This window comes from Streptomyces sp. NPDC002403, from assembly GCF_053593015.1.
In genome coordinates, this window is the sequence record NZ_JBSFBQ010000024.1 from 40,402 (window position 1) to 60,699 (window position 20,298).

15 protein-coding genes are annotated in these 20,298 nt (G+C 71.6%); 9 read left to right on the forward strand and 6 right to left on the reverse strand.

Translation table 11 applies throughout. The annotated features are described in order from the left end of the window. Positions 1-14 precede the first annotated feature (14 nt). The 4 genes from ACWCPY_RS24550 to ACWCPY_RS24565 all read left to right on the forward strand — a co-directional run bounded on the left by ACWCPY_RS24550 (position 15) and on the right by ACWCPY_RS24565 (position 3,961). Complete coding sequence (locus ACWCPY_RS24550; protein ID WP_451268377.1) at positions 15-1,295, forward strand: NtaA/DmoA family FMN-dependent monooxygenase; 1,281 nt, start codon at positions 15-17, stop codon at positions 1,293-1,295. A 4-nt stretch (positions 1,296-1,299) separates the two neighbouring features. After that, positions 1,300-2,115 carry a DUF1684 domain-containing protein gene (locus ACWCPY_RS24555; protein ID WP_451268253.1) on the forward strand — a complete coding sequence of 272 codons (816 nt, stop codon included), beginning with the start codon at positions 1,300-1,302 and terminating at the stop codon, positions 2,113-2,115. A 255-nt stretch (positions 2,116-2,370) separates the two neighbouring features. Beyond that, complete coding sequence (locus tag ACWCPY_RS24560; protein WP_451268255.1) at positions 2,371-3,270, forward strand: S1 family peptidase; 900 nt, start codon at positions 2,371-2,373, stop codon at positions 3,268-3,270. 211 nt (positions 3,271-3,481) lie between these two features. Then, positions 3,482-3,961 carry a hypothetical protein gene (locus ACWCPY_RS24565; protein ID WP_451268257.1) on the forward strand — a complete coding sequence of 160 codons (480 nt, stop codon included), beginning with the start codon at positions 3,482-3,484 and terminating at the stop codon, positions 3,959-3,961. Between the two features lie 36 nt (positions 3,962-3,997). On the opposite strand, the gene ACWCPY_RS24570 is transcribed toward ACWCPY_RS24565, so the two are convergent. After that, a complete protein-coding gene (locus ACWCPY_RS24570) occupies positions 3,998-4,924 on the reverse strand; it encodes a DUF4231 domain-containing protein (RefSeq protein WP_451268259.1) in 927 nt (308 codons plus the stop codon). A 226-nt stretch (positions 4,925-5,150) separates the two neighbouring features. On the opposite strand from ACWCPY_RS24570, the gene fxsA reads away from it, so the two are divergent. The 4 genes from fxsA (at position 5,151) to fxsT (ending at position 13,130) form a co-directional block, all read left to right on the forward strand. Next, entirely contained in the window at positions 5,151-5,318 is a 168-nt protein-coding gene (gene fxsA, locus ACWCPY_RS24575) for an FxSxx-COOH cyclophane-containing RiPP peptide (protein ID WP_451268261.1), read from the forward strand. A gap of 85 nt (positions 5,319-5,403) precedes the next feature. Continuing rightward, positions 5,404-7,650: a radical SAM/SPASM protein FxsBH, inactivated beta-hydroxylase extension form gene (gene fxsBH / locus ACWCPY_RS24580; protein WP_451268263.1), complete on the forward strand. Its 2,247-nt coding sequence runs from the start codon at positions 5,404-5,406 to the stop codon at positions 7,648-7,650. Between the two features lie 205 nt (positions 7,651-7,855). After that, a complete protein-coding gene (gene fsxC / locus ACWCPY_RS24585; protein WP_451268265.1) occupies positions 7,856-9,217 on the forward strand; it encodes an FxsC protein in 1,362 nt (453 codons plus the stop codon). Then, positions 9,201-13,130, forward strand: coding sequence for an FxSxx-COOH system tetratricopeptide repeat protein (gene fxsT, locus ACWCPY_RS24590; RefSeq protein ID WP_451268267.1), 3,930 nt, complete (start codon positions 9,201-9,203; stop codon positions 13,128-13,130). The genes fsxC and fxsT overlap by 17 nt, the downstream gene beginning before the upstream one ends. A gap of 54 nt (positions 13,131-13,184) precedes the next feature. Here fxsT and ACWCPY_RS24595 read toward each other — a convergent pair whose 3' ends face one another. After that, positions 13,185-14,060 carry an alpha/beta fold hydrolase gene (locus ACWCPY_RS24595; protein WP_451268269.1) on the reverse strand — a complete coding sequence of 292 codons (876 nt, stop codon included), beginning with the start codon at positions 14,058-14,060 and terminating at the stop codon, positions 13,185-13,187. Positions 14,061-14,244: 184 nt separating this feature from the next. Further along, a complete protein-coding gene (locus tag ACWCPY_RS24600; RefSeq protein WP_451268271.1) occupies positions 14,245-14,994 on the reverse strand; it encodes a hypothetical protein in 750 nt (249 codons plus the stop codon). A gap of 217 nt (positions 14,995-15,211) precedes the next feature. On the opposite strand from ACWCPY_RS24600, the gene ACWCPY_RS24605 reads away from it, so the two are divergent. Beyond that, a complete protein-coding gene (locus tag ACWCPY_RS24605; protein WP_451268273.1) occupies positions 15,212-16,219 on the forward strand; it encodes a LysR family transcriptional regulator in 1,008 nt (335 codons plus the stop codon). Positions 16,220-16,311: 92 nt separating this feature from the next. Here the strand turns inward: ACWCPY_RS24605 and ACWCPY_RS24610 are convergent, their stop codons facing one another. The 3 genes from ACWCPY_RS24610 to ACWCPY_RS24620 are packed head-to-tail and all read right to left on the reverse strand — an operon-like array spanning position 16,312 to position 20,286. After that, positions 16,312-17,556, reverse strand: a complete 1,245-nt coding sequence (locus ACWCPY_RS24610; protein ID WP_451268275.1) for a vWA domain-containing protein — start codon at positions 17,554-17,556, stop codon at positions 16,312-16,314. Further along, positions 17,553-18,827, reverse strand: coding sequence for an AAA family ATPase (locus tag ACWCPY_RS24615; protein WP_451268277.1), 1,275 nt, complete (start codon positions 18,825-18,827; stop codon positions 17,553-17,555). Before ACWCPY_RS24615 ends, ACWCPY_RS24610 begins: the two co-directional genes overlap by 4 nt. A gap of 52 nt (positions 18,828-18,879) precedes the next feature. After that, on the reverse strand, positions 18,880-20,286 hold the full coding sequence (locus ACWCPY_RS24620; RefSeq protein ID WP_451268279.1) for a hypothetical protein: 1,407 nt from the start codon (positions 20,284-20,286) through the stop codon (positions 18,880-18,882). Between the last annotated feature and the right edge of the window lie 12 nt (positions 20,287-20,298).

Genomic DNA, 20,298 nt, shown 5'->3' on the forward strand with positions numbered 1-20,298 from the left:
CCGCGACGAGGCAGATGCATCTCGCCGCCCACTTCCCGGGCGTCAACAACACCACCGTCTGGGCGGACCCCCGCTCCGGGAGCCAGATCGACTTCTCCTCCTTCGAGCACCTCGCCCGCACCGCGGAGCGCGGCAGGTTCGACTTCTTCTTCCTCGCCGAGGGGCTGCGGCTGCGCGAGCACAACGGCCGCATCCACGACCTGGACGTGGTCGGACGCCCCGAGTCCCTCACGGTGCTCGCGGCGCTGGCCGCCGTCACCGACCGGCTCGGCCTGGCCGCCACCGTCAACGCCACCTTCAACGAGCCGTACGAACTGGCCCGTCGCCTCGCCAGCCTCGACCACCTCAGCGACGGCCGGGCCGCCTGGAACGTCGTCACCTCCTTCGACGCCTTCACCGGGGAGAACTTCCGGCGCGGCGGCTACCTCGACCGGGCCGACCGGTACACCAGGGCCGCCGAGTTCGTAGCCACCGCCCGCGAGCTGTGGGACGCCTGGACCCCCGACGGCACCCCGCGCCCGTTCAGGCACCAGGGGCAGCACTTCACCATCGAGGGCGAGTTCACGGTCCCGCGCTCCCCGCAGGGCCATCCGGTCGTCATCCAGGCCGGTGACTCCCCGGACGGCCGCGAGTTCGCCGCCTCCACCGCCGATGTCGTCTTCACCCGGCACGGCACCCTGGAGTCGGGGCGCGCGTTCTACGCCGACGTCAAGGCGCGGCTGGCGAAGTACGGCCGGCACCCCGACGAGCTGAAGATCATGCCCGGGGTCACCCTCGTGCTCGGCGACAGCGACGCCGAGGCCCAGGAGCGGGCGGCCGAGATCCGTCTCCAGCAGGTCTCCCCGCAGAACGCGATGCTGGCCCTGGAACAGATCTGGGGCCGCGACCTCTCCTCCTACGACCCCGACGGACCGCTGCCCGAGATCGACCCGGACCCCGGGTCCTCGCTGGTCCAGGGACGGGTCAAGCACGGCGACCCACTCGCCGTCGCGGCACGCTGGCGTGCGCTGTCGAAGGAGAAGGGGCTGTCCATCCGGCAGACCGTCATCGAGACGACCGGCCGGCAGTCCTTCATCGGCAGCCCTCGGACGGTCGCGGAGCAGCTCATCGAGTTCGTCGCCGCCGACGCCGCCGACGGATTCATTCTCGTACCGCACCTCACCCCGGGCGGTCTGGACGACTTCGTCGACCGGGTCGTCCCGCTCCTCCAGGAGCGCGGGGTGTTCCGCTCCGAATACACCGGTTCCACGCTGCGGTCGCATCTCGGGCTCGCCGAGCCGGTATGGAAAGGTTGACCGCATGAGCACGGAAGCACCGCAGCCGCACGGTTTCGAGCAGGCGGCACAGGACTGGAAGCACTGGCACGAGGAGCGCACCGCCACGGTGGCCGGCCCCTACGGACCGCTCTCCCTCACCGGCACCCACTGGCTCTCCGACCACCCGGAGGGCCACATCCCCGAGGTACCCGGGCAGTGGCGGGAGGACGGCGACGGGCTGGTGCTCAGTGCCTCCGCCGCGGACGGGCTGACCGTCGACGGCGAGCCCTTCACCGGCGAGGTCCGGCTCACCGCCGACCGGGGCCCGATCGACGGGTCCCGCGTCGCGCACGGCGGGCGGCGGCTGGTCGTGCTGAGCCGCGAAGGGCTCTGGGCGGTACGGGACTTCGACCCGGACTCCCCGGCGCGGCGTGCCTTCCGGGCCATCGGGGCCACCCCGTACGACGCCCGCTGGGTGCGCGCGGGCACCTTCCGCCCGTACGACAGCGCCCGTACGGTCCGGGTCGAGAACGCCGACGGTGTCGAGCGCGGTCTCGGACTCGCCGGTGAGGTCGCCTTCGAGCTCGGCGGTACGGAGCACACGCTGCAGGTCGCGGTCGAGCCCGACGGCTCGCTCTGGGCGGTCTTCGCCGATGCCACCAGCGGGAACAGCAGCTACCGCTTCCGGTTCCTGCGGCCCGCGGCGCCCGCCGAGGACGGCAGCGTGACGGTCGACCTCAACCGCGCGCTGCTGCCGCCGTGCGCCTTCGCGGATCACTTCATCTGCCCCTTCCCGCCCCCCGGCAACACCCTTTCCGTGGCCGTCGAGGCGGGGGAGCGCAACCGCGTCGACGGCTGACGTCCAGTCGTATTTCTCCGGGGCGGCGGCCCCGGCAGCCCGTGCGCTGCCGGGGCCGTTCCCGTGCGGCGCGACAAGTTCAGGCCAGAGGGCCCTCTTGCGCCACAAGTTGACGCCTTGAATACTCCCGAGCAGCGCTTGTCAGGAACACGGCATGCCCGCATGCGCGGGCGCACGACCGTGCGAACGACTGCGCCTCACGGGTCCGACCACCCCACAGGCGGACCCCCGATTTCCCCTCGGGAGGAATGAAAAGTGAGGATCAAGCGCACCACCCCCCTCAGCGGTGCCGTCAGACGCACCAGGGCCGTCGCCATCGCCGCAGGCCTTGTCGCCGTCGCCGCCGTGGCCGTCCCCAGCGCCCAGGCCGACACCAACACCACCTTCAGTGCCTCGCAGCTCTCCGCCGCGAGCGACGCCGTGCTCGGCGCCGACGTGGCGGGCACCGCGTGGAACGTCGACCCGGTGAGCAAGAAGCTCGTGGTCACCGTCGACCGCACGGTCTCGCAGGCCGAGATCGAGCAGATCAAGCAGTCCGCCGGGGCCAACGCCGGCGCCCTGAAGATCGAGCGCACCGCCGGGACGATCAGCAAACTGCTCTCCGGCGGCGACGCGATCTACGCCCCCGGCTGGCGCTGCTCCCTCGGCTTCAACGTCCGCAGCGGCAGCACCTACTACTTCCTGACCGCCGGTCACTGCACCGACGGCAACCCGCCCTGGTACACCAACTCGTCGAACTCCACCAGCATCGGCCCGACGGTCGGCTCCAGCTTCCCGACCAACGACTACGGCCTGGTCCGGTACGACAACGCCTCGGTCTCCCACGAGGGCACCGTCGGCAGTGTCGACATCACCAGCGCGGCCAATGCCACGGTCGGCATGTCCGTCACCCGCCGCGGCTCCACCACCGGCACCCACAGCGGCTCCGTCACGGGCCTCAACGCCACCGTCAACTACGGCAACGGCGACATCGTGTACGGCATGATCAAGACCAACGTCTGTGCGGAGCCCGGTGATTCCGGCGGTCCGCTCTACTCCGGTTCCAAGGCGATCGGTCTCACCTCCGGCGGCAGCGGCGACTGCTCCTCCGGCGGCACCACGTACTTCCAGCCGGTCACCGAGGCGCTCAGCGCGTACGGGGTCAGCGTCTACTGACACCCCGGCACATCCCCGGACCGGCCCTCGAACAATCGGTCGACCGAGACGGAGCCCCTGCCCGAATCCTGGGCGGGGGCTCCCGTTCACCCCGCGGCTTTTGAGAGGATGTGGGGCAGGTCGGTCAGGCAGGAGCAACGGGGGCGGGTGCTGCGCCAGCCGGGGGGATGCCTCCGGGCCCCCGGCAGACACCTCAGGGGGTTCCAGGTCCGTGAAACGCATCGGAGTGACCGGTCATCGCACCATTCCGCAGGAGGCCCACGCCCATGTGCTCGCGGGGTTACGGGCAGCGCTCTGCGGCCTCGAAGGCTCCCTGGAGGCCCTCTCCAGTCTGGCGGTGGGGGCGGACCAGCTCTTCGCCGACCTCGCCCTGGCCTGCGGCGCGGACCTGACCGTGGTCATCCCGAGCGGCGACTACGAATCCTGTTTCGCCGACGCGGCCGAACTCGCCCGCTACCGCGCCCTCAAGGACCGCGCGGTGCGGGAGGTCCGGCTGGACTTCCCGCACTCCACCGACGAGGCGTACTACGCGGCGGGCGCGTACATCGCCGACCACTGCGACCGGCTGCTCGCGGTGTGGGACGGCCGGCCGGCCCGCGGGCTCGGCGGCACCGGCGACATCGTGACCTACGCCCGGAGCCTGGGCCGCCCGGTCACGGTGATCTGGCGCGAGGGCGTGGAGCGCACCTGACCGCCGGTGAAGCCGCCCGGTATCACCGACCTCACGTCACATCTGGTGCCGGGCCAGCCAGTCGGTGTGCTGCGGCGAGACGATGCGCTCGGTCTCGAACACGGCCCCCGGCCACTGACGCTCGGTCAGCGTCGTCTCCATCGCCACCTGCATGGCCTCCAGGTCCTGCTCCACCAGCGAGTGGGCCGAGATCAGCGGGTGGTGGCGGCGCATCTCGCTCCACGCCAGACAGGCGGCCGCCGCTGCCGACAGCACCCCCGTCACGGCGAAGGACTGGGCGACGGAGAAGGTCCTCAGCAGGGCGGACACCAGGGCGAGCGCGGTGAGCGCGGCAATCGTGGTCGACCAGACCAGGGTGGCCCGCCGGGAGACCTCCTGGCGCCTGCGGTACCAGCTCCTCTGCTCGATGAGACGGTCCCGCACGTACGTCTCCTTGCGTACGGTGAACGCCTTGTCCCGTAACTCGCGCATCGAGTCGGTGATCAGTCCGCCCGAATCCGCGGTCAGGTCGCGGGGGTCGGCCCACCCCACTTTGCGCAGTTCCTGAAGACCCTCTTCCAGACGATTCGCGAACACCGCCTCGGGATGCAGGGTGCCGGTGTCGAAAGGCGAGCCGTGCACCGAGTAACGCCAGCACATCGACTTGATGAACTCCGCTGCCGAGCGGTTGAGTTGCCAATGCGACTTTGCTTTGCGCCGGGCGGAGAGGTACGTCGTGATCAGGACACCCAGGTAGGCCAACACGGCGGCCGCGTCGATGAGTTGAAACGAGTCACCCACCTCGGCGTGCCACGGCAGCGCGGCCGGGACCGTCCCCGTGACCAGGAGAATCAGCTGAATGCGGGTGGTGTTGACGGCCTCGCGCTGCCTGGCGACGGCTATCTCGTCCGTGTGGTGAAAGAGCGCCGGGAGGTCGGCGTTCCTGAAGACCATGCTCTGGAGCGGCCCGGGAAGCGCCGTCATGTTCACTCCCGTCTGCGGTTATGCAGTCACCCAAATGGCGGAATCGGCGGTTCCGTTGGATTCGGGGCAGCCGCATGTGACGCTCACGTTCCAAGGGGCGGCCCTCGGTTGCCAACCGAGGCCATGAGAGTAAAGTCGTGCTGCCGGACACTGCAATGGTTCAGATACCTTTGCTGCATTCCTGTCCGGAACCATTCCATCGGAACAAACCCCCTCAAGGACAGCCGTGAAGACCTCTGAATCCTCCGTCTCCTTCGCCGTTGCGAAGAAGAATCGTGTGCCGCTCGCCGAGATCGATGTCCGCGGTGCCGCTGCTGCCCGGAAGCTCGGTCGCGTGCACGCCGCGGCGGCCGGTCGCCCCACTCAGGTGTCGACCTTCAACTCGGCACTCTGAAAACACCCGGCACTCCGACAACAACGCGACAAACACCCTTGAACCGATGCTCCGAGCACCCCTGGGAGCTGGCTAGACTGGTGGAATGACAGGACCCCTGGTCCCTTTCCGCGAAGTCGTTCTCAAGGTTCACAGCAGGTGTGATCTTGCCTGTGACCATTGCTATGTCTATGAACATGCAGATCAGAGCTGGCGTACCCGGCCCAGGACAATCTCTGATGATGTCATTTTCCGGACTGCTCAACGTTTGGTCGAGCATGCCAAGGCACATGCACTGCCCTCCGTGTCAGTGATCCTGCACGGAGGGGAGCCTCTACTGGCGGGGCCCGCCCGATTGCGGCGCGTCTGCGATGTGCTCACCTCCGCCTTCGACGGCGTCGCGGAACTCGACCTCCGGATCCATACCAACGGACTCCAGCTCAGTCCCCGGTATCTCGACCTCTTCGACGAGTTCGGCGTCAGGGTCGGCATCTCCCTCGACGGCGACCGGGCCGCCAACGACCGGCATCGCCGCTACGCCGACGGACGCAGCAGCCACTCCCGGGTCCTGAAGGCCGTGGAACTCCTCCGTCAGGAGCGCTACCGCCACCTCGATCTCGGACTCCTGTGCACCATCGACATCGAGAACGACCCGCGCGCGGTCCTCGGCGCACTCACCGAGCTCGAACCGCCCCTCATCGACTTCCTGCTCCCGCACGCCACCTGGGACGATCCGCCGCCCCGCCCGGACGGTTCGCCCACCGCCTACGCCGACTGGCTCCTCGCGGTCTTCGACCGCTGGCAGGAGCAGGGGCGCCCGGTACCGGTGCGGCTCTTCTCCTCGGTGCTGTCCACGCTGGGCGGCGGTCCCAGCCTCACCGAGTCCCTGGGGCTCGCCCCGACCGACCTCGTCGTCGTCGAGACCGACGGCCAGCTGGAGCAGGTAGACTCGCTCAAGAGCGCCTACGAGGGGGCGGCGGCCACCGGTTTCGACGTCTTCACCCATTCCCTCGACGAGGTGGCGGCCCATCCCGGGGTGCAGGCCCGTCAGCTCGGCCTCGCCGGCGTCAGCGAGACCTGCCGCCGCTGTCCCGTCGTGCGCTCGTGCGGCGGCGGCCTCTACACCCACCGGTACCGCTCCACCGGGCCCGTCGACGCCTTCGACAACCCGTCCGTGTACTGCGCCGACCTGGCCGCCCTGGTGCGCGGCATCGAGGCGCGCACGGCCGCGTCCCTGGCCGCACCCGAGGTGACCGAGCGCAGTGAACTGGCCGCCTCCCAGCGCGAGCTCACCCGCATGCTGCTGGCCCGGCTGAACGCCGACGCCGAAGCGTGCGGCGAGGACCGGTGGGCGGAGGCGTGGGAGCTGGCCGCCGCCGTCGAGGCGTCCGAGGAGGGCGCCCGCGGCCTGGACGAGGTGCTGGACCACCCGTACACCCGCACCTGGTTGCTCCACGCCCTGGAACTGCTCCACGGACAGCCGGCGAGCATGGCGGCCGCGCGTCGGCTGCCGGTGTATCTCGCGTCCGCCGCCGTGCGGGCGGGCCTCGATCTCTCCGTGGGTGTCGGCTACTCGGACGGCAGGCTGGTCCTGCCCGGCCTCGGCGAGCTGCGGATCGGGGGAGCGGGGGAGCACGGCACGGCACGGGTGCGCGCGGTCGAGAACGGCTTCCTGGTCCGGCGGGACGAGGGCGACCCGGCCGAACGGCTGGTCCTGCGGCCGGAGGCGGCCGGGCCCGGGTGGCGGCCCGTGCGCCGGCTCCTGGTGCCCGGTGCCGCGCCCGCCCCGGTGTCCGGCCTGCTGCTCGACGACCTCGACCCGTACCGCGACTGCTTCGCCGCCCCGGCCTCGGCCGCGCTCGACGACCGGGCCGCCGCGGATCTGGCGGCCAGGATCGGCGATGCCTGGGCGCTGATCGTGGCGAAGGCGCCCGAGCGGGCCGGGGAGATGGCGGACCGCCTCACCACGCTGACGCCGCTGACCGGCCGGGCCCCCGCGGAGCCGTCCGTGGGACGGCACGGCTACGGCGCACTGGGCATCGCCGTGGACGCCAGCGCCGAGGAACTGGCCGTCGCGCTGCTGCGGGGCTTCCGGCGGGCCGAATTGCAGGCGCTTGTCGATGTCACGGATCTTTACGCGGCGGACGGCTCCTGGGAACATCGAATTCCCTGGCAGGAAGAACCAGTTCCGTTTTCCCGGTTGCTGGCCGACACCTATGAGCGGATGGCGTTGGGCGCATTCGAGCCGCGCTGTCTGGAGGGCGTACCCCAGGCCCTCGACACGCTGGAAGGTGCCGCCGAGCTGACCGTCAGTGGAAAGCGGCTGTTGGATCTGATGCGAAAAGAGATCTGAGGGTCGAATTCCGGTTCGGCCCGAGGTGTCGGCACACACGGGACAACTGGGAGGAACGGCCGCAGACCACATTCGATCAAGGAAATGATCGACTGAACCCGGGAACGTCTGACTGAAAACCGGCGTTGAATGACCGAACGCCATGGGGGTGGAGCAACGTCCGCTCCGGAATGATGAATTCGCTCGCATTCACTTCACTCCTCGGATGCGGGTGCTCACACAGGACGGGGGTCGTGTGCAAGCAACACCGCAGCAGCGAGCGGCGGACCATCGGCCGTACTTCTTCTTGAGCTATGCCCATACACCGGGCTACGGCCGTGGAACCGACCCCGATATGTGGGTCGAACGCCTCTTCAAAGATCTCTGTGACCATGTGCTGGCCATGACGGATCTGCCCGCGGGCGCACCCGCGGGGTTCATCGACCGCGAGATACGCTCCGGCGAGGGCTGGTCGGAACGGCTCGGTGAGGTGCTCGCCACCTGCCGGGTGTTCGTTCCGCTGTTCTCGCCGCGCTACTTCGCCAGCGAGATGTGCGGCAAGGAGTGGTACGCCTTTGCCCAGCGGGCCATCCATCACCGGGCCCGCTCCAACCAGCGGGCCGAGGCGATCGTCCCGGCGCTCTGGGTGCCGGTACCACCGAGCCAGCTCCCCGGACCCGCCGAGCGATTACAGTTCAACCACCGTGATTTCGGGGACCGTTACGTCAGTGACGGACTCTACGGACTCATCAAGCTCAGGCTCTTCGCCGAGGAGTACGAGCGCGCGGTGTACGAACTCGCCAAGCGCATCGTCAATGTCGCCGACACCATAAGGATCGGCACCGGCCGCCCCGTCGACTACCGGCTTGCCCCCAGCGCCTTCGGCCCGCCCAACAGCGCGGTCGGCGGCCCCCGCCCCATGCAGGTCACCATCGCCGCCGCCACCCGGCACGATCTGCCCGCAGGACGCAACGCCGATTACTACGGCGACAGTCCACAGGACTGGAACCCCTACCACCCCGCAGCCGCCCGCCCCCTGGCCTATGTCGCCGAGGACCTGGTGCGCTCCCTCAACTACCAGGCGACGATCACCTCCTTCGACGAGGAGACCGGGCACGGGGAGGGCAAGCAGCCGCCCAGCAGGCCGGAGATCCTGCTCGTCGACCGCTGGGCCCTCCAGGACGAGGACCGGCGCCGGAGGCTCGCCGCCTTCGACGCCGAGAACCGCCCCTGGGTGACGATGGTCGTGCCGTGGAACCGGGAGGACCACGAAAGCATGGCGGCCGAGGCCGAACTGACCGAGAAGCTCGAACAGACCATGCCGACCAAGATGCGCCAGGGGCGTGCCTACTGCCGGGCCGCGGCCAAGGGCGTCCCCAGCATGGAGGCCTTCGGGCAACTCCTGCCGCAGGTCGTCGAGGTGGCGGCCCAGCAGTACCTGAGACACGCGGCGGTGTACCCACCGGCGACCGGCGGCGGACACACCGAGCGGACGCGGCTGATGGGGCCGATGGCCCAGACGAACTACATCCCCGAGACACACGACCCTGCGACGGATGCGGAGGACACGGATGACGGCCAGTCGTGACGGGCGCATCGTCACCTTCTACTCGTACAAGGGCGGCACCGGGCGCACCATGGCCCTGGCCAACACCGCCTGGATACTCGCCGCCAACGGAAAACGGGTACTGGCCGTCGACTGGGACCTGGAGGCACCGGGGCTCCACCGCTTCTTCCACCCGTTCCTCGACCCGTCGACACTCGGTGCCACCACCGGCGTCATCGATCTGATCACCGAGTACGCCTGGGCCGCCACCAGCCCCGTCCAGCGCGCCGACGACTGGCACCGCGACTACGCCCGGATCCAGCCGCACGCCGTCTCCCTCACCCCCGAGGCGCTCGGCTGGGAGTTCCCGCAGGGCGGCACGCTCGACTTCGTCTCCGCCGGGCGGCAGAACCGCGAATACTCCGCGACCGTCTCCACCTTCGACTGGGACAACTTCTACGACCGGCTCGGCGGCGGTCACTTCTTCGACGCCCTGCGCGACGACATGAAGGCCAACTACGACTACGTCCTCATCGACAGCCGGACCGGCCTCAGCGACATCGCCGACATCTGCACCGTCCATCTCCCCGACGTCCTCGTCGACTGCTTCACGCTCAGCGACCAGTCCATCGACGGCGCCGCCTCCGTCGCCCGGCAGATCTCCGAGCGCTACACCGGCCGCCCCATCTCCATCTTCCCCGTCCCGATGCGCATCGACGAGGGCGAGAAGGAGAAGGCGGATGCCGGCCGGGCGCTGGCCCGGCTGAAGTTCGACCGGCTGCCGCGCAACCTGTCCGGGGACGAACTCACCGCCTACTGGGGCGCGGTGGAGATCCCGTACCGCCCCTACTACGCGTACGAGGAGACCCTCGCCACCTTCGGCGACGAGGCCGGTCTCACCAACTCGCTGCTCTCCGCCTTCGAACGTCTCACCTCCGTCATCACCGACCGGCAGATCACCTCGATGCCACCGGTCGGCGAAGAGGTACGGCTGCGCATCCGGGACGCGTTCACCCGGCGCAGGCCCGCGCTGCCGGCCGATCTCTTTCTCAGCTACGTGGCGGAGAACCGGATGTGGGCCGACTGGATCGAGTCCGTACTCACCCGGGCCGGGTTCCGCGTCGTACCGCGCGACGTGTCCGCCCAGCGGGAGTCCGCGGAACCGGCGCCCGCCGAGAGCGCAGCCCGTACCGTCGTGCTGCTCTCCAGCGCCTACCTCAAGTCCCAGCGTGCGGTGAACCTCTGGGACCGGGCCGTCGCGGAGGACCCCGGCGGCGGCCGGCGCCATCTGCTGCCGCTCAGGGTCGGTGACGTACGGCTCTCCGCGCCCTACATCGACCGCAACCCCGTCGACCTCTTCCGGCTCGACGAGGTGCATGCCACCGCCGCCCTGCTGCGCGCCCTGGACCGGCCCGTACAGCTCACCGACGCCGTGTCGCCCGGACCGCGCTTCCCGGGCACCGTCCCCAGGATCTGGAACGCCCCGCCGCGCAACCCCGGCTTCACCGGCCGTTCCCTGGTCCTGGAACGGATGCGCGACCAGCTCGGCGGCGGCATGGCCGTCGTGCTGCCGCAGCCGCAGACCCTGTACGGACTCGGCGGCGTCGGCAAGACCCAGGTCGCCCTGGAGTACGTACACCGCTTCATGGCCGACTACGACCTGGTCTGGTGGATATCTTCCGAGCAGACCGACGACGTGGTGGCCGCGCTCGCCGAGCTCGCGGTCCGGCTCGGCGCCCAGGGCGGCGACGACATGGCGGCAGCCTCACAGGAGGCCGTCGACCTGCTGCGGCGCGGGGTGCCCTCGGACCGCTGGCTGCTGGTCTTCGACAACGCCGACGACCCCGAACGGCTGCGGCGCTACTTCCCGCAGGGCGGCTCCGGCCACATCCTGGTCACCTCGCGCAACCAGGCCTGGTCCCAGCACGGCGACGCGCTGCCCGTCGACGTCTTCCTGCGCGAGGAGTCCATCGAGCACCTCCAGCGCCGGGCCCCGGGGCTGAGCGACGAGGACGCCGCCCAGGTGGCCACCGCCGTCGGTGACCTGCCGCTGGCCGTGGAGCAGGCGGCGGCCTGGATCGCGGAGACCGCCACCCCGATCGACACCTATCTGGAACAGCTGGCCCAGCAGGCGCCCGAGGTTCTGGCGCTCAACCAGCCGGCCGGTTACCCGGAGCCGGTCGCCGCGACCTGGAACATCTCCATCCAGCGGCTGAAGGAGCGCTCGCCCGCCGCGGTCCGGCTGCTCCAGCTCTGCGCCTTCTTCGCTCCCGAGCCCATCTCGGGGAACCTCCTGTACAGCAAGGAGATGATCGAGGCGCTGAAGCCGTACGACGCCTCGCTCCAGGAGAAGCTGGTGCTGGGCCGGGTCATCCGGGAGATCGGCCGGTTCGCCCTCGCCAAGGTCGACCAGGTGTCCAACTCCATCCAGGTGCACCGGCTCGTCCAGGCGGTCATCCGGGCGCAGCTCACCGAGGAGGAGCAGCGGGACGCCCGGCACGCCGTCCACCGCATCCTGGCGGGCGCCCGGCCCGACGACGACGAGCCGATCGACAACCCGTCGACCTGGCCGCAGTTCGCCACCATCTGGCCGCACCTCGGTCCGTCCGACGCGCGCAACTGCAAGGAGCCCGAGGCCCGCAGGCTGCTGATCGACCGGGTCCGCTACCTCTGGAAGCGCGGTGACTTCCGGACGGCGACGACGGTCTGCGAGGAGCTGCGCGAGATCTGGCGTCAGACGCTGGGGGAGCGGGACATCCAGTACCTCTACCTCTGCTTCCACCTCTCCAACATCTACCGCTCGCGCGGCCGTTACGTGGAGGCCAGGGAGCTCGACGAGATCACCCTGGCGACACAGCGGGAGGTCCTGGGCCCGGAGCACCCGCACACGTACATGAGCACCAGCAGCCTGGCGACCGACCTCGGCACGCTCGGGGAGTACACCAGGGCCATCGAGCTGGCGACCGAGGCCACCGACGGGTTCAACCAGATCTTCCACGAATCGCATCCGAGAACGCTGGCGGCGGCCAACAACCTGGCGTTCACCCTGCGGTCGATCGGCCAGTACGCCAAGGCCCGCGAGATCGACCAGGACGTCTTCGACCGACGCGTCGAGGTGCTCGGCGCGGAACACCCCTACAGCCTCTCCTCCGCCATGAACCTGGCCCGTGACCTGCGGGACGTCGGACGGTACGAGGACTCGGTCGGCATCCTCAGCCGTACGTACGACAGTTACAAGGCCACGCTCGGCCGGGCCTTCCCGGGCACGCTGAGCGCGGCGAAGAGCCTCGCGGTGTCGCTGCGCCGCGCGGGCAGACTGGAGGACGCCCGCCGGCTGACGGTGGCCACCCGTGCCAGGTACCGGGCCAAGTACACCTCCGCCAACCCGGAGTCGCTGGCCTGCGATCTGAATCTCGCGGCCGACCTGTTCGCGGCCGGTGAGGCGACCGAGGCCAGGGACACCGCACAGGAGGTCGTCGACCAGTACATGAAGGTGCCGGGGGAGAAACACCCGTACACCCTCGCCGCGCTGAACAATCTCGGCGTCTACCAGTCGGGCAGCGGCGCGTCCGAGGAGTCGGTGCGGGTGCTGACCAGGGCGGTAGCCGCGATGCGGGAGGTGTACGGGCCGGAGCACCCCAACACGCTGTTCTGCGTGATGAACCTGGCGAACGCGACGGCGGAGCGGGGGGATCTCGATCTGGTGCTGGAGACCGAGGAGAAGGTGTCCGGTCAGCTCAGGAGGGTACTGGGGGCGCATCACCCGGAGACCCTGGCCATGACGTCGAACATGGCGGTCACGCTCGACGCGATGGGGCGCAAGGACGAGGCGCTGCGGCTGAGGTCCGAGACGGTCGAGGAGCTGGCCCGTCAGCTCGGCGACGACCATCCGATGACCCGGATCGCCCGGGACGACGACCGGTTCGAGCGCGAACTGGAACCGACGGCGGTGTGAGCCCCGGGAGCGTCCGGCTCCTGCCGGACGCTCCCGGACCGCCGGGGCCGTCCGTCATTCGGCGGGCGGGTCCAGCAGCCAGTTGAGGATCTGGGGCAGCGCGTGCAGCGCGTCGAAGTGCGCTGCCGCCGGTTCCACCACGACGGTGGAGTTCGGGATGCGTTCGGCCAGCCAGCGCGAGTGGCCCACCGGGGAGAACACGTCCTTCTCGCCGTGCCACAGCAGTACGGGGCTCGTGATGTCCGCAGGGTCGAACCCCCACGGATTGCTGAACGCGAGCGCGTCGTCGATCCAGCCCCAGGCCGAAGTGCGCAGCCCCTCACGGTAGTTGCGCAGCAGCATGGTGCGGACCCCGGCGTCGTTGACCACCATCCGGTCGGAGTCGGTCAGCTCCCGGCGCAGATCGTCGATGAGCTGGACCGGGTTCTTCCTGATCACCGCGGACCGGGAGATGAACGACTTCGCGAGCCCGTCCGGATCGGCCGTCGCCGTGGAGTACGCCAGCACGTTGGAGGCGGCCATCCCGTCGAACCAGTCGAGACCGTCGGCCTCCCGGGGGGCCAGCGCGACCAGTGCGGCGGTACGCGTCACCCGCTCGGGCATCAGTGCCGCGCAGGCCAGGGCGTGCGGGGCGCCACCGGAGCGGCCCACCACGGCGAACCGTTCGAGCCCGAGGTGGTCGGCGATGGCCCGTACGTCCTGAACGGCATCGGCGACACAACGGCCCGGCAGCCGGTCGGACTCGCCGTAGCCCGGCCGGTCGTAGGTGATGAGCTGGGTCTTGCGCTGGTACAGGACCATGCCGCGCGGAGCCGGACCGAGCCTGCTGCCGGGCATTCCGTGCAGCAGGAAGACCGGTCTGCCGCGAGGATCCCCGAGTCGCTCCACCACCAGATGCCGCCCGTCCGCCGCGCGCACCCGACTACGCACTTGGCGCCTCCTCAGTATGGTGCGGGCACCGCGTGCCCGACTTTTCCTACCCGATTTGATGATGGCTCATCAGAGCCCTTACCGGCACGGTGCGTTGAGAAACAGCAAGGAGTGTTCGGGGGCGCGCTCGCCCCTTCCGGGCGGATCCGGTGCGGTTCCGGTGGTGGTGGGACGCCGGCCGGTGTCACCGCCGCGGGACCTCGACCTCGGCGCGGATCGCCCGCATGACCGGGGCGACATCGGCGGCGGTGAAGCCGAGCTCGGTGCCGGTGCCGTCGGTCTTCGGGATGAGGGTGATGCCGGCGGCGGTGGTCGGGGTGAACCAGGAGCAGGTGGAGACCGCCGTGACGAGCAGCTCGGTCCGGAGGAGGACGGTGTTGCAGATCGCCCGGCCGCCGTGCGGGCCGGGCTCGGCGTCGATGGCGCTGGTGGTGGTCCGGTCACCGGCGCCGTCGTCGTGGACCGCCGGGAGCTGGTCGAGGATGTCGTGCAGCCGGTCGGGCCGGAACCCGCTGCCGGTGACGCCCGTGTAGAAGATCCACGCGCCGTCGGTCCGGTCGTCGTAGTAGGCGCGTACCGGTGTGCCGGAGACGCCGAGGCGCGCGGCGTTCTTGTGGGTGTCGTCATCGAACCTCCGCACCATGTCCGCCGGCGGCTGCCCCTGCGGATGACCGGCCACGGTCTGCGGGGCGCTGAGCGCCCACGAGGTGCCGCCGCTCCCACCGCCGGAGTTGTTCCCGCCGGTACCGCCGGTCGTGGCGGTGTCGCCCCGGGCGGGGGGAGTGGCAGCGCCGCCGGACGAGCCGGTGGAAGGGCCGCAGGCCGACACCAGGGGCAGCCCCAGCAGGGCGCCTGCCACGGCCAGCGCGAGGGCGGGCCGGCCGGGGCGTGGGGCGGACATCGCCCGGACGGGCTTCGGAGCGGAACTGGCCATGGACGGCCTCCTTGTGAACGGGACATGACCGGGCTTCGGGCATGCCTGTGCCAGGGCGGTGCCGGCCGAAGCCCTCGGGATGCCGGTGAGTCTCCCAGCTGCGCGGCCATGAGGCAGCCCCGGCGCACAGCGCTGCTTGACACCCCCCGACAGGATTGCTGGCGGCGCCTCGGTACAGTCCGTGGCACGACCCCCGACCCCGAGGAGGGCGGCGCGCATGGACCTCGACCCCAGGCGCCTGCTGGTCCTGAGCGCGATCGCGCGGAGCGGCGGCCTCACCCCGGCGGCCCGCCTGCTCGGCCACACGCGTTCGGCGGTATCGCAGCAACTGGCCAGCCTGGAACGGGAAGTGGGCCTTCCGCTGGTCGACCGCTCGGGCACCCGGCTGGAACTCACCGCGGCGGGACGGATGCTCGCCGCCACCGGGGACCGCATCGGCCAGGAACTCACACGCGCGGCACAGCAACTGGGCTCGGTGGACCAGCAGGTGATCCAGGGGCCGGTGGCGATCGGGGCCACGTCATGGGTGCTGGCCCGGGTCGCGGTCCGGGCGCTGCGGCTGCTGGCCCGGTCGCATCCGCGGATCGAGCCGAGGTTCGTCGAGGCCGGGCTGCCGGACGGCCTGCGGCAGCTGCGGCTGAGCGAGCTGGACGTCCTGGTCATGACCGATGACCGGGACACCGCGCTGCCGCTGCCTCCTTCGACGCGGGCGCAGGTGCTCAGCGAGGACCACTACCGTGTGGTCGTCCCGGCCGCCTGGGAGGAGCCGTCCGCCGCCGCCGAACTCTCCGGCCGTCCATGGATCAGCGCACCGGCGCACTCCGCCCGCGGCCGTGCCTTCGCCCGGTTCGCGGGCGTACACGGGGTCGTGCCGTCGGTCGAGCACCTGGCCGACCACATGATCGCCGTCCAGACGCTGCTGGCCGGACAGCTCGGGGCCGCGGTCCTGCCCGCGCACTTCGCGGCCCAGCTGGAGCAGGTGACGGTGACGGCGCTGCCCGTCACCGGCAGCCAGATCACCCGGACGCTCCACCGCACCGGCCCCGGCGCCACCGCCGTGGCCGCCAGGGTGGTGGCCGACGCCCTGCAGCAGGCGGCCCGTGACCACGCAGAGGCGGCGACCCGCGCCGGTCGCACCAAGGGCGACATCATCGTCCGTACGCTCCACGACCCCACCGAGGTGCCCCGGCCCGCGCCCTCGCGTCGCACGCCGGGCAGGCCGTAGACGTACCTCCCCGCGCAGGCGCGTCCGCGAGGTCCCGCCCGGCGCGGACCCGACGGCACCCGTACGGCCGGCCGACGGCGTCGGCCGCGGGTTCACCGCCTCCCGGAATCCGCGCCGATGACGACCGTGCGCGCCCAGTCGGGCGGGGAGCCCGGGACGTAGTAGGGATCGTCCTCGTCCCACACCCGGGGAAACAGGCCCACCACCGTCCGGCACGACGGCTGCGCACTCGGCCACGGGGTCTGGCCGTCGGTCAGGACCACGACGACATCGGGTCGCGGCTGCAGCCGCAGGGCGGCGGCGAAGCCCGAGCGCAGGTCCGTGCCCCCGCCGCCGACCAGCGGGATTCCCTCGGCACGGCACAGCGGATGCGCGACCCGGGCCGCCGCGTCGCAGGGCAGGACGGTGACCAGGTCGCGGCGGCCGCCGACGGCGCGGGAGATCGCGGAGACCTCCAGGAGCGCGCTGCCCAGTTCGGTGTCACTGACCGAAGCGGACGTGTCGATGACCACGGCGACCCGGGGCGGTGTGCGCCTCAGGCTCGGCAGGACGACGCCGGGCACACCGGCCGAGCGCCGTGACGGCCGGCCGTACGTGTAGTCGTCGCCCGCTCCGGCCCCGGAGGCGGCCGAGCGTACCGCCGCACCCAGCAGCTCCCGCCACGGCTGCGGCGGGTGGAACGCCTCCTCGGCCCACCGCTTCCACCCCTTCGAGGCGTCGCCCGGGCGGCCGGTGATGCCCTGTGCCACCCGGAACCGGACCGCGTCCCGTTCCTGCTCGCTGAGGCCGTGCGCGCCGTCCGGCCCGAGGTCCCACTCCCGCTCCAGCCCGTCGGCGCCACTGCCGCAGTCCAGCCAGGCCAGTTCCTGTGTACGCGGCCCGAGCCGGAACCGGCGCAGATAGTCCTCCATGAGCTGCCCCTCGGGGAGCCCCAGGAAGGCCGGGTCGACGGCGCCCTCCGGCCGGGCCAGGCCCTCGCCGAACACGTCGTCGTTGATCTCGCAGTCGGCGGCGATGTTCATCCGCAGCCGTTCCGCGGCGCCGGTCAGTCCGCGCTCCCGCGCGACCCGGTCGCTGCGCCCGTGGTGGTCGCGCAGCAGGTGCGACACCTCGTGCACCCAGACCCCGGCCAGTTCCTCCACCGGGGTCCGGTCCACGAAACCGGGCGAGACGTAGCACCGCCAGTGCCGGTCGACGGCCATCGTCGGTACCCGCCGCGACTCCACGACACCCAGGGCGAACAGGGCCGTCGCCAGGTAGGGGCGGGCCCGGACGGCTTGCAGCCGGGCGGCGAAGAGCTTGTCGAGGTCGAGCGCCCCCGGCTCGTCGGGTGTCATCGGCCGGCCCTCGCGGCGACCGCTTCCCGGTCCGCCGTCCGGGCCGCCGCCCGGTCCGCCCGCCGGGACAGGGACACCGCTCCGGCGAGCTGCTCGATCGATGCCGGAACGTCCCAGTCCTCCCGGCGCAGCGAGGCGAGCGTGGTCGCCGGGACGACCACCACGTCCGGAGCCCCGGTCTCCAGCGCCCGGACCAGGAGCGCCCACGCCGCGTCCCAGCGGGACTTCTCCGGGCGGTTGCGGACCGCCGCCACCACACCGTCGAGCACGGCCTGCCGCAGATCTCCGCGCTCGGGCAGGTCGGCCCCCGCCGGGTCGGCGAGCAGGGTCTCGGGGTCCGGCAGGTCCATCCGGTCCAGGCTCGCCAGCAGCTCCAGCCCCGGACCGTCCCCCACGGTGCCCCTGACCAGCTGGGAGAGTACGTCCCTGGAGGAGCCGGCCGCGGTCGCGAACGCGATCAGGGACAGCGTCATGTCCCAGCTCCGGGGCGACGGCCAGGGGCCGCCGCGGCGCGTCTCGTTGCTGGGCAGCCGGTGCACCAGCGCCGGGCGGGCGGTGAGGAGCCCGCACACCGCGCGGCGGGCGAAGTCCACGGCCTCCGGCAGCCGTTCGGGGGCGAGCCGCGGCAGCGTCGCCCTGGGCCAGGTCCCGCCGAGGCCGCGCACCACGACCTCGTGGTCGTGGGTCCACTGGAGATGCACGAACCGGTTGGCCAGCGGCGGACTCAGCTCCCAGCCGTCGGCCGCCGAGGAACGCGGATTGGCGGCGGCCACGATCCGTACCCCGGGCGGCAGTTGCAGGGCGCCGATCCGCCGCTCCAGTACGAGCCGGAGCAGGGCGGCCTGGACGGCCGGCGGCGCGGTGGACAGCTCGTCCAGGAACAGCAGCCCCCGGCCGGCCCGTACCAGCCGCACCGCCCAGTCCGGCGGTGCCATCGGGACGCCTTGTCCGGCGGGGTCGTCGCCGACGACGGGCAGTCCCGAGAAGTCGGACGGCTCATGGACGCTGGCGATGACCGTGGTCAGCGGAAGGTCCAGGGAGGCGGCGAGCTGGGTGAGGGCGGCGGTCTTGCCGATGCCGGGCTCGCCCCACAGGAGTACGGGCAGATCGGCGGCCACGGCCAGGGTCAGGGCCTCCAGCTGGGTGTCGGGGCGGGGTTCGGTGGTGGTGTCGCGCAGCAGGGCCGTCAGCTCACCGGCGATGTCGAGCTGGGAGACGGGGTCCTGGCCGGCGGGAGCTTCGGGCATGACGGAAGGGGTGCGTACAGGCATGGGTGATCACCTTTGGGTCGTGGTGAGCGTACGGAGAGGTCAGGGGACCGGGTCAGCTGCGGACCGCGTGGCGCGGGTGCGAGCGGCGGTGGGCGGGGCGGCTGCGGTACGGGTGGAGGCGGTCGGGTCCTTCGACCAGGCCGGCCCGGAACAGCCCGTAGGTGATCCGCTGCCGCGCGGCCGCCTCCAGCTCGTCCCGCAGTTCTCCGCTGCGCAGCAGTGCGCCGGGGCCCAGCAGGCCCTCGACGACGGCCAGCGCACCGGCGATGTCGCCGTGGTCCAGGCGTTCGCGTACACCGGTGAGGCAGTCCGGACGGCGGTGGGCCTCGTCTATGGCCTGGAGGCAGGGCAGCGGAGTGCCGGTCAACGCGACCAGCAGCTCCTCGCGGCGGATCTCGGCCGGGTCGTGGTCGAGCGGGGCCAGTACCCCGTCGACCAGGCCGATCCGGTGCCGGGCGCCCCGGCATTCCACCAGGCGTGGCTGTCCCGCCCGGTCCGGAGGCCGTACCGGGCCGGCCGGCGGACGGTCCGGTGCCAGCGCCGCGGCGACCAGCGGATGCAGCCGGCCGGCCTCGATCGCACCGGTACGGAGCAGATCGAGGTCCGGCAGCACCCAGGTCGCCGCGTCGGGCAGGACGGGCGGCGGGCAGGAACCGCCGTCCGTGGCCGAGGAAGCGGACGCGACCCGCAGCGCGGGCGGCCCGGAGCCGTCCCCGTCCGGGGCCAGATCCAGGAGCAGCCGGTGTCCGGCCCCGAACCGCACGGCGACGGTCCCGGCGGCCCGTCCCCCGGCCCGGAGCAGGATCCCCGCCTCGTCCGCCCACCGGTCGACGGCGCAGCGGCGTCCCGGCGGCACCGTATCCAGCACATCGGGAGGCACCGCGGTCCGGCGGCCGGCGGGCGGCCCGTCGGCCCCGGACCGGATCCGCAGCTCACCGGCCCTGCGCGCGTCCCACAGATGGCGGTGCAGGTCCAGGCGGAACCGGGGGTTCGGGCGGTGGTGCGGATAGCGGCGGGCATCGGCCCCGGAGTCGGATCCGTCCCACAGCGCGAGCCCGATCCGCTGACCGGCGTCCGCCCAGGCGGGTGGAGTCCGCACCACCAGATGCACCGGGCGCACGCCGTCGGGCCCCTCGGTGTCGTACCGGGCCAGAGAGACCGTCAGGCCCGGACGCAGCAGTCCGCGAGGGGCGATCCTCGGCAGGTGCCAGCGCAGCAGGTCAGGAGCCAGATGGCGCAGATCGTCCCGGATCCGGGACGCGAGGTCCCGGCCGTGGGCGCGGGCCACGGACCGTGGGCTGAGATCGACGTCGACGCCTGCGGCGGCGCAGGCCCCCGACCAGTCGCCGGTGTGACGACGGGCGGTCGCGGTCTCGATCATGGAGGGCGGCACGGCGAACTCTCGCACGCGCAGCCAGAAGGAAAGGCGGGAATCCTCGTTCGCGGTCTGAGTGAGCATCAGCACTCACCT

Coding starts and splice junctions, on each gene's coding strand:
- ACWCPY_RS24550 (WP_451268377.1), top strand. CDS start 15: ATGCATCTCGCCGCCCACTTCCCGGGCGTCAACAACACCACCGTCTGG.
- ACWCPY_RS24555 (WP_451268253.1), top strand. CDS start 1,300: ATGAGCACGGAAGCACCGCAGCCGCACGGTTTCGAGCAGGCGGCACAG.
- ACWCPY_RS24570 (WP_451268259.1), bottom strand. CDS start 4,924: ATGACGGCGCTTCCCGGGCCGCTCCAGAGCATGGTCTTCAGGAACGCC.
- fxsBH (WP_451268263.1), top strand. CDS start 5,404: ATGACAGGACCCCTGGTCCCTTTCCGCGAAGTCGTTCTCAAGGTTCAC.
- fsxC (WP_451268265.1), top strand. CDS start 7,856: ATGCGGGTGCTCACACAGGACGGGGGTCGTGTGCAAGCAACACCGCAG.
- fxsT (WP_451268267.1), top strand. CDS start 9,201: ATGACGGCCAGTCGTGACGGGCGCATCGTCACCTTCTACTCGTACAAG.
- ACWCPY_RS24600 (WP_451268271.1), bottom strand. CDS start 14,994: ATGGCCAGTTCCGCTCCGAAGCCCGTCCGGGCGATGTCCGCCCCACGC.
- ACWCPY_RS24605 (WP_451268273.1), top strand. CDS start 15,212: ATGGACCTCGACCCCAGGCGCCTGCTGGTCCTGAGCGCGATCGCGCGG.
- ACWCPY_RS24610 (WP_451268275.1), bottom strand. CDS start 17,556: ATGACACCCGACGAGCCGGGGGCGCTCGACCTCGACAAGCTCTTCGCC.
- ACWCPY_RS24615 (WP_451268277.1), bottom strand. CDS start 18,827: ATGCCTGTACGCACCCCTTCCGTCATGCCCGAAGCTCCCGCCGGCCAG.
- ACWCPY_RS24620 (WP_451268279.1), bottom strand. CDS start 20,286: ATGCTCACTCAGACCGCGAACGAGGATTCCCGCCTTTCCTTCTGGCTG.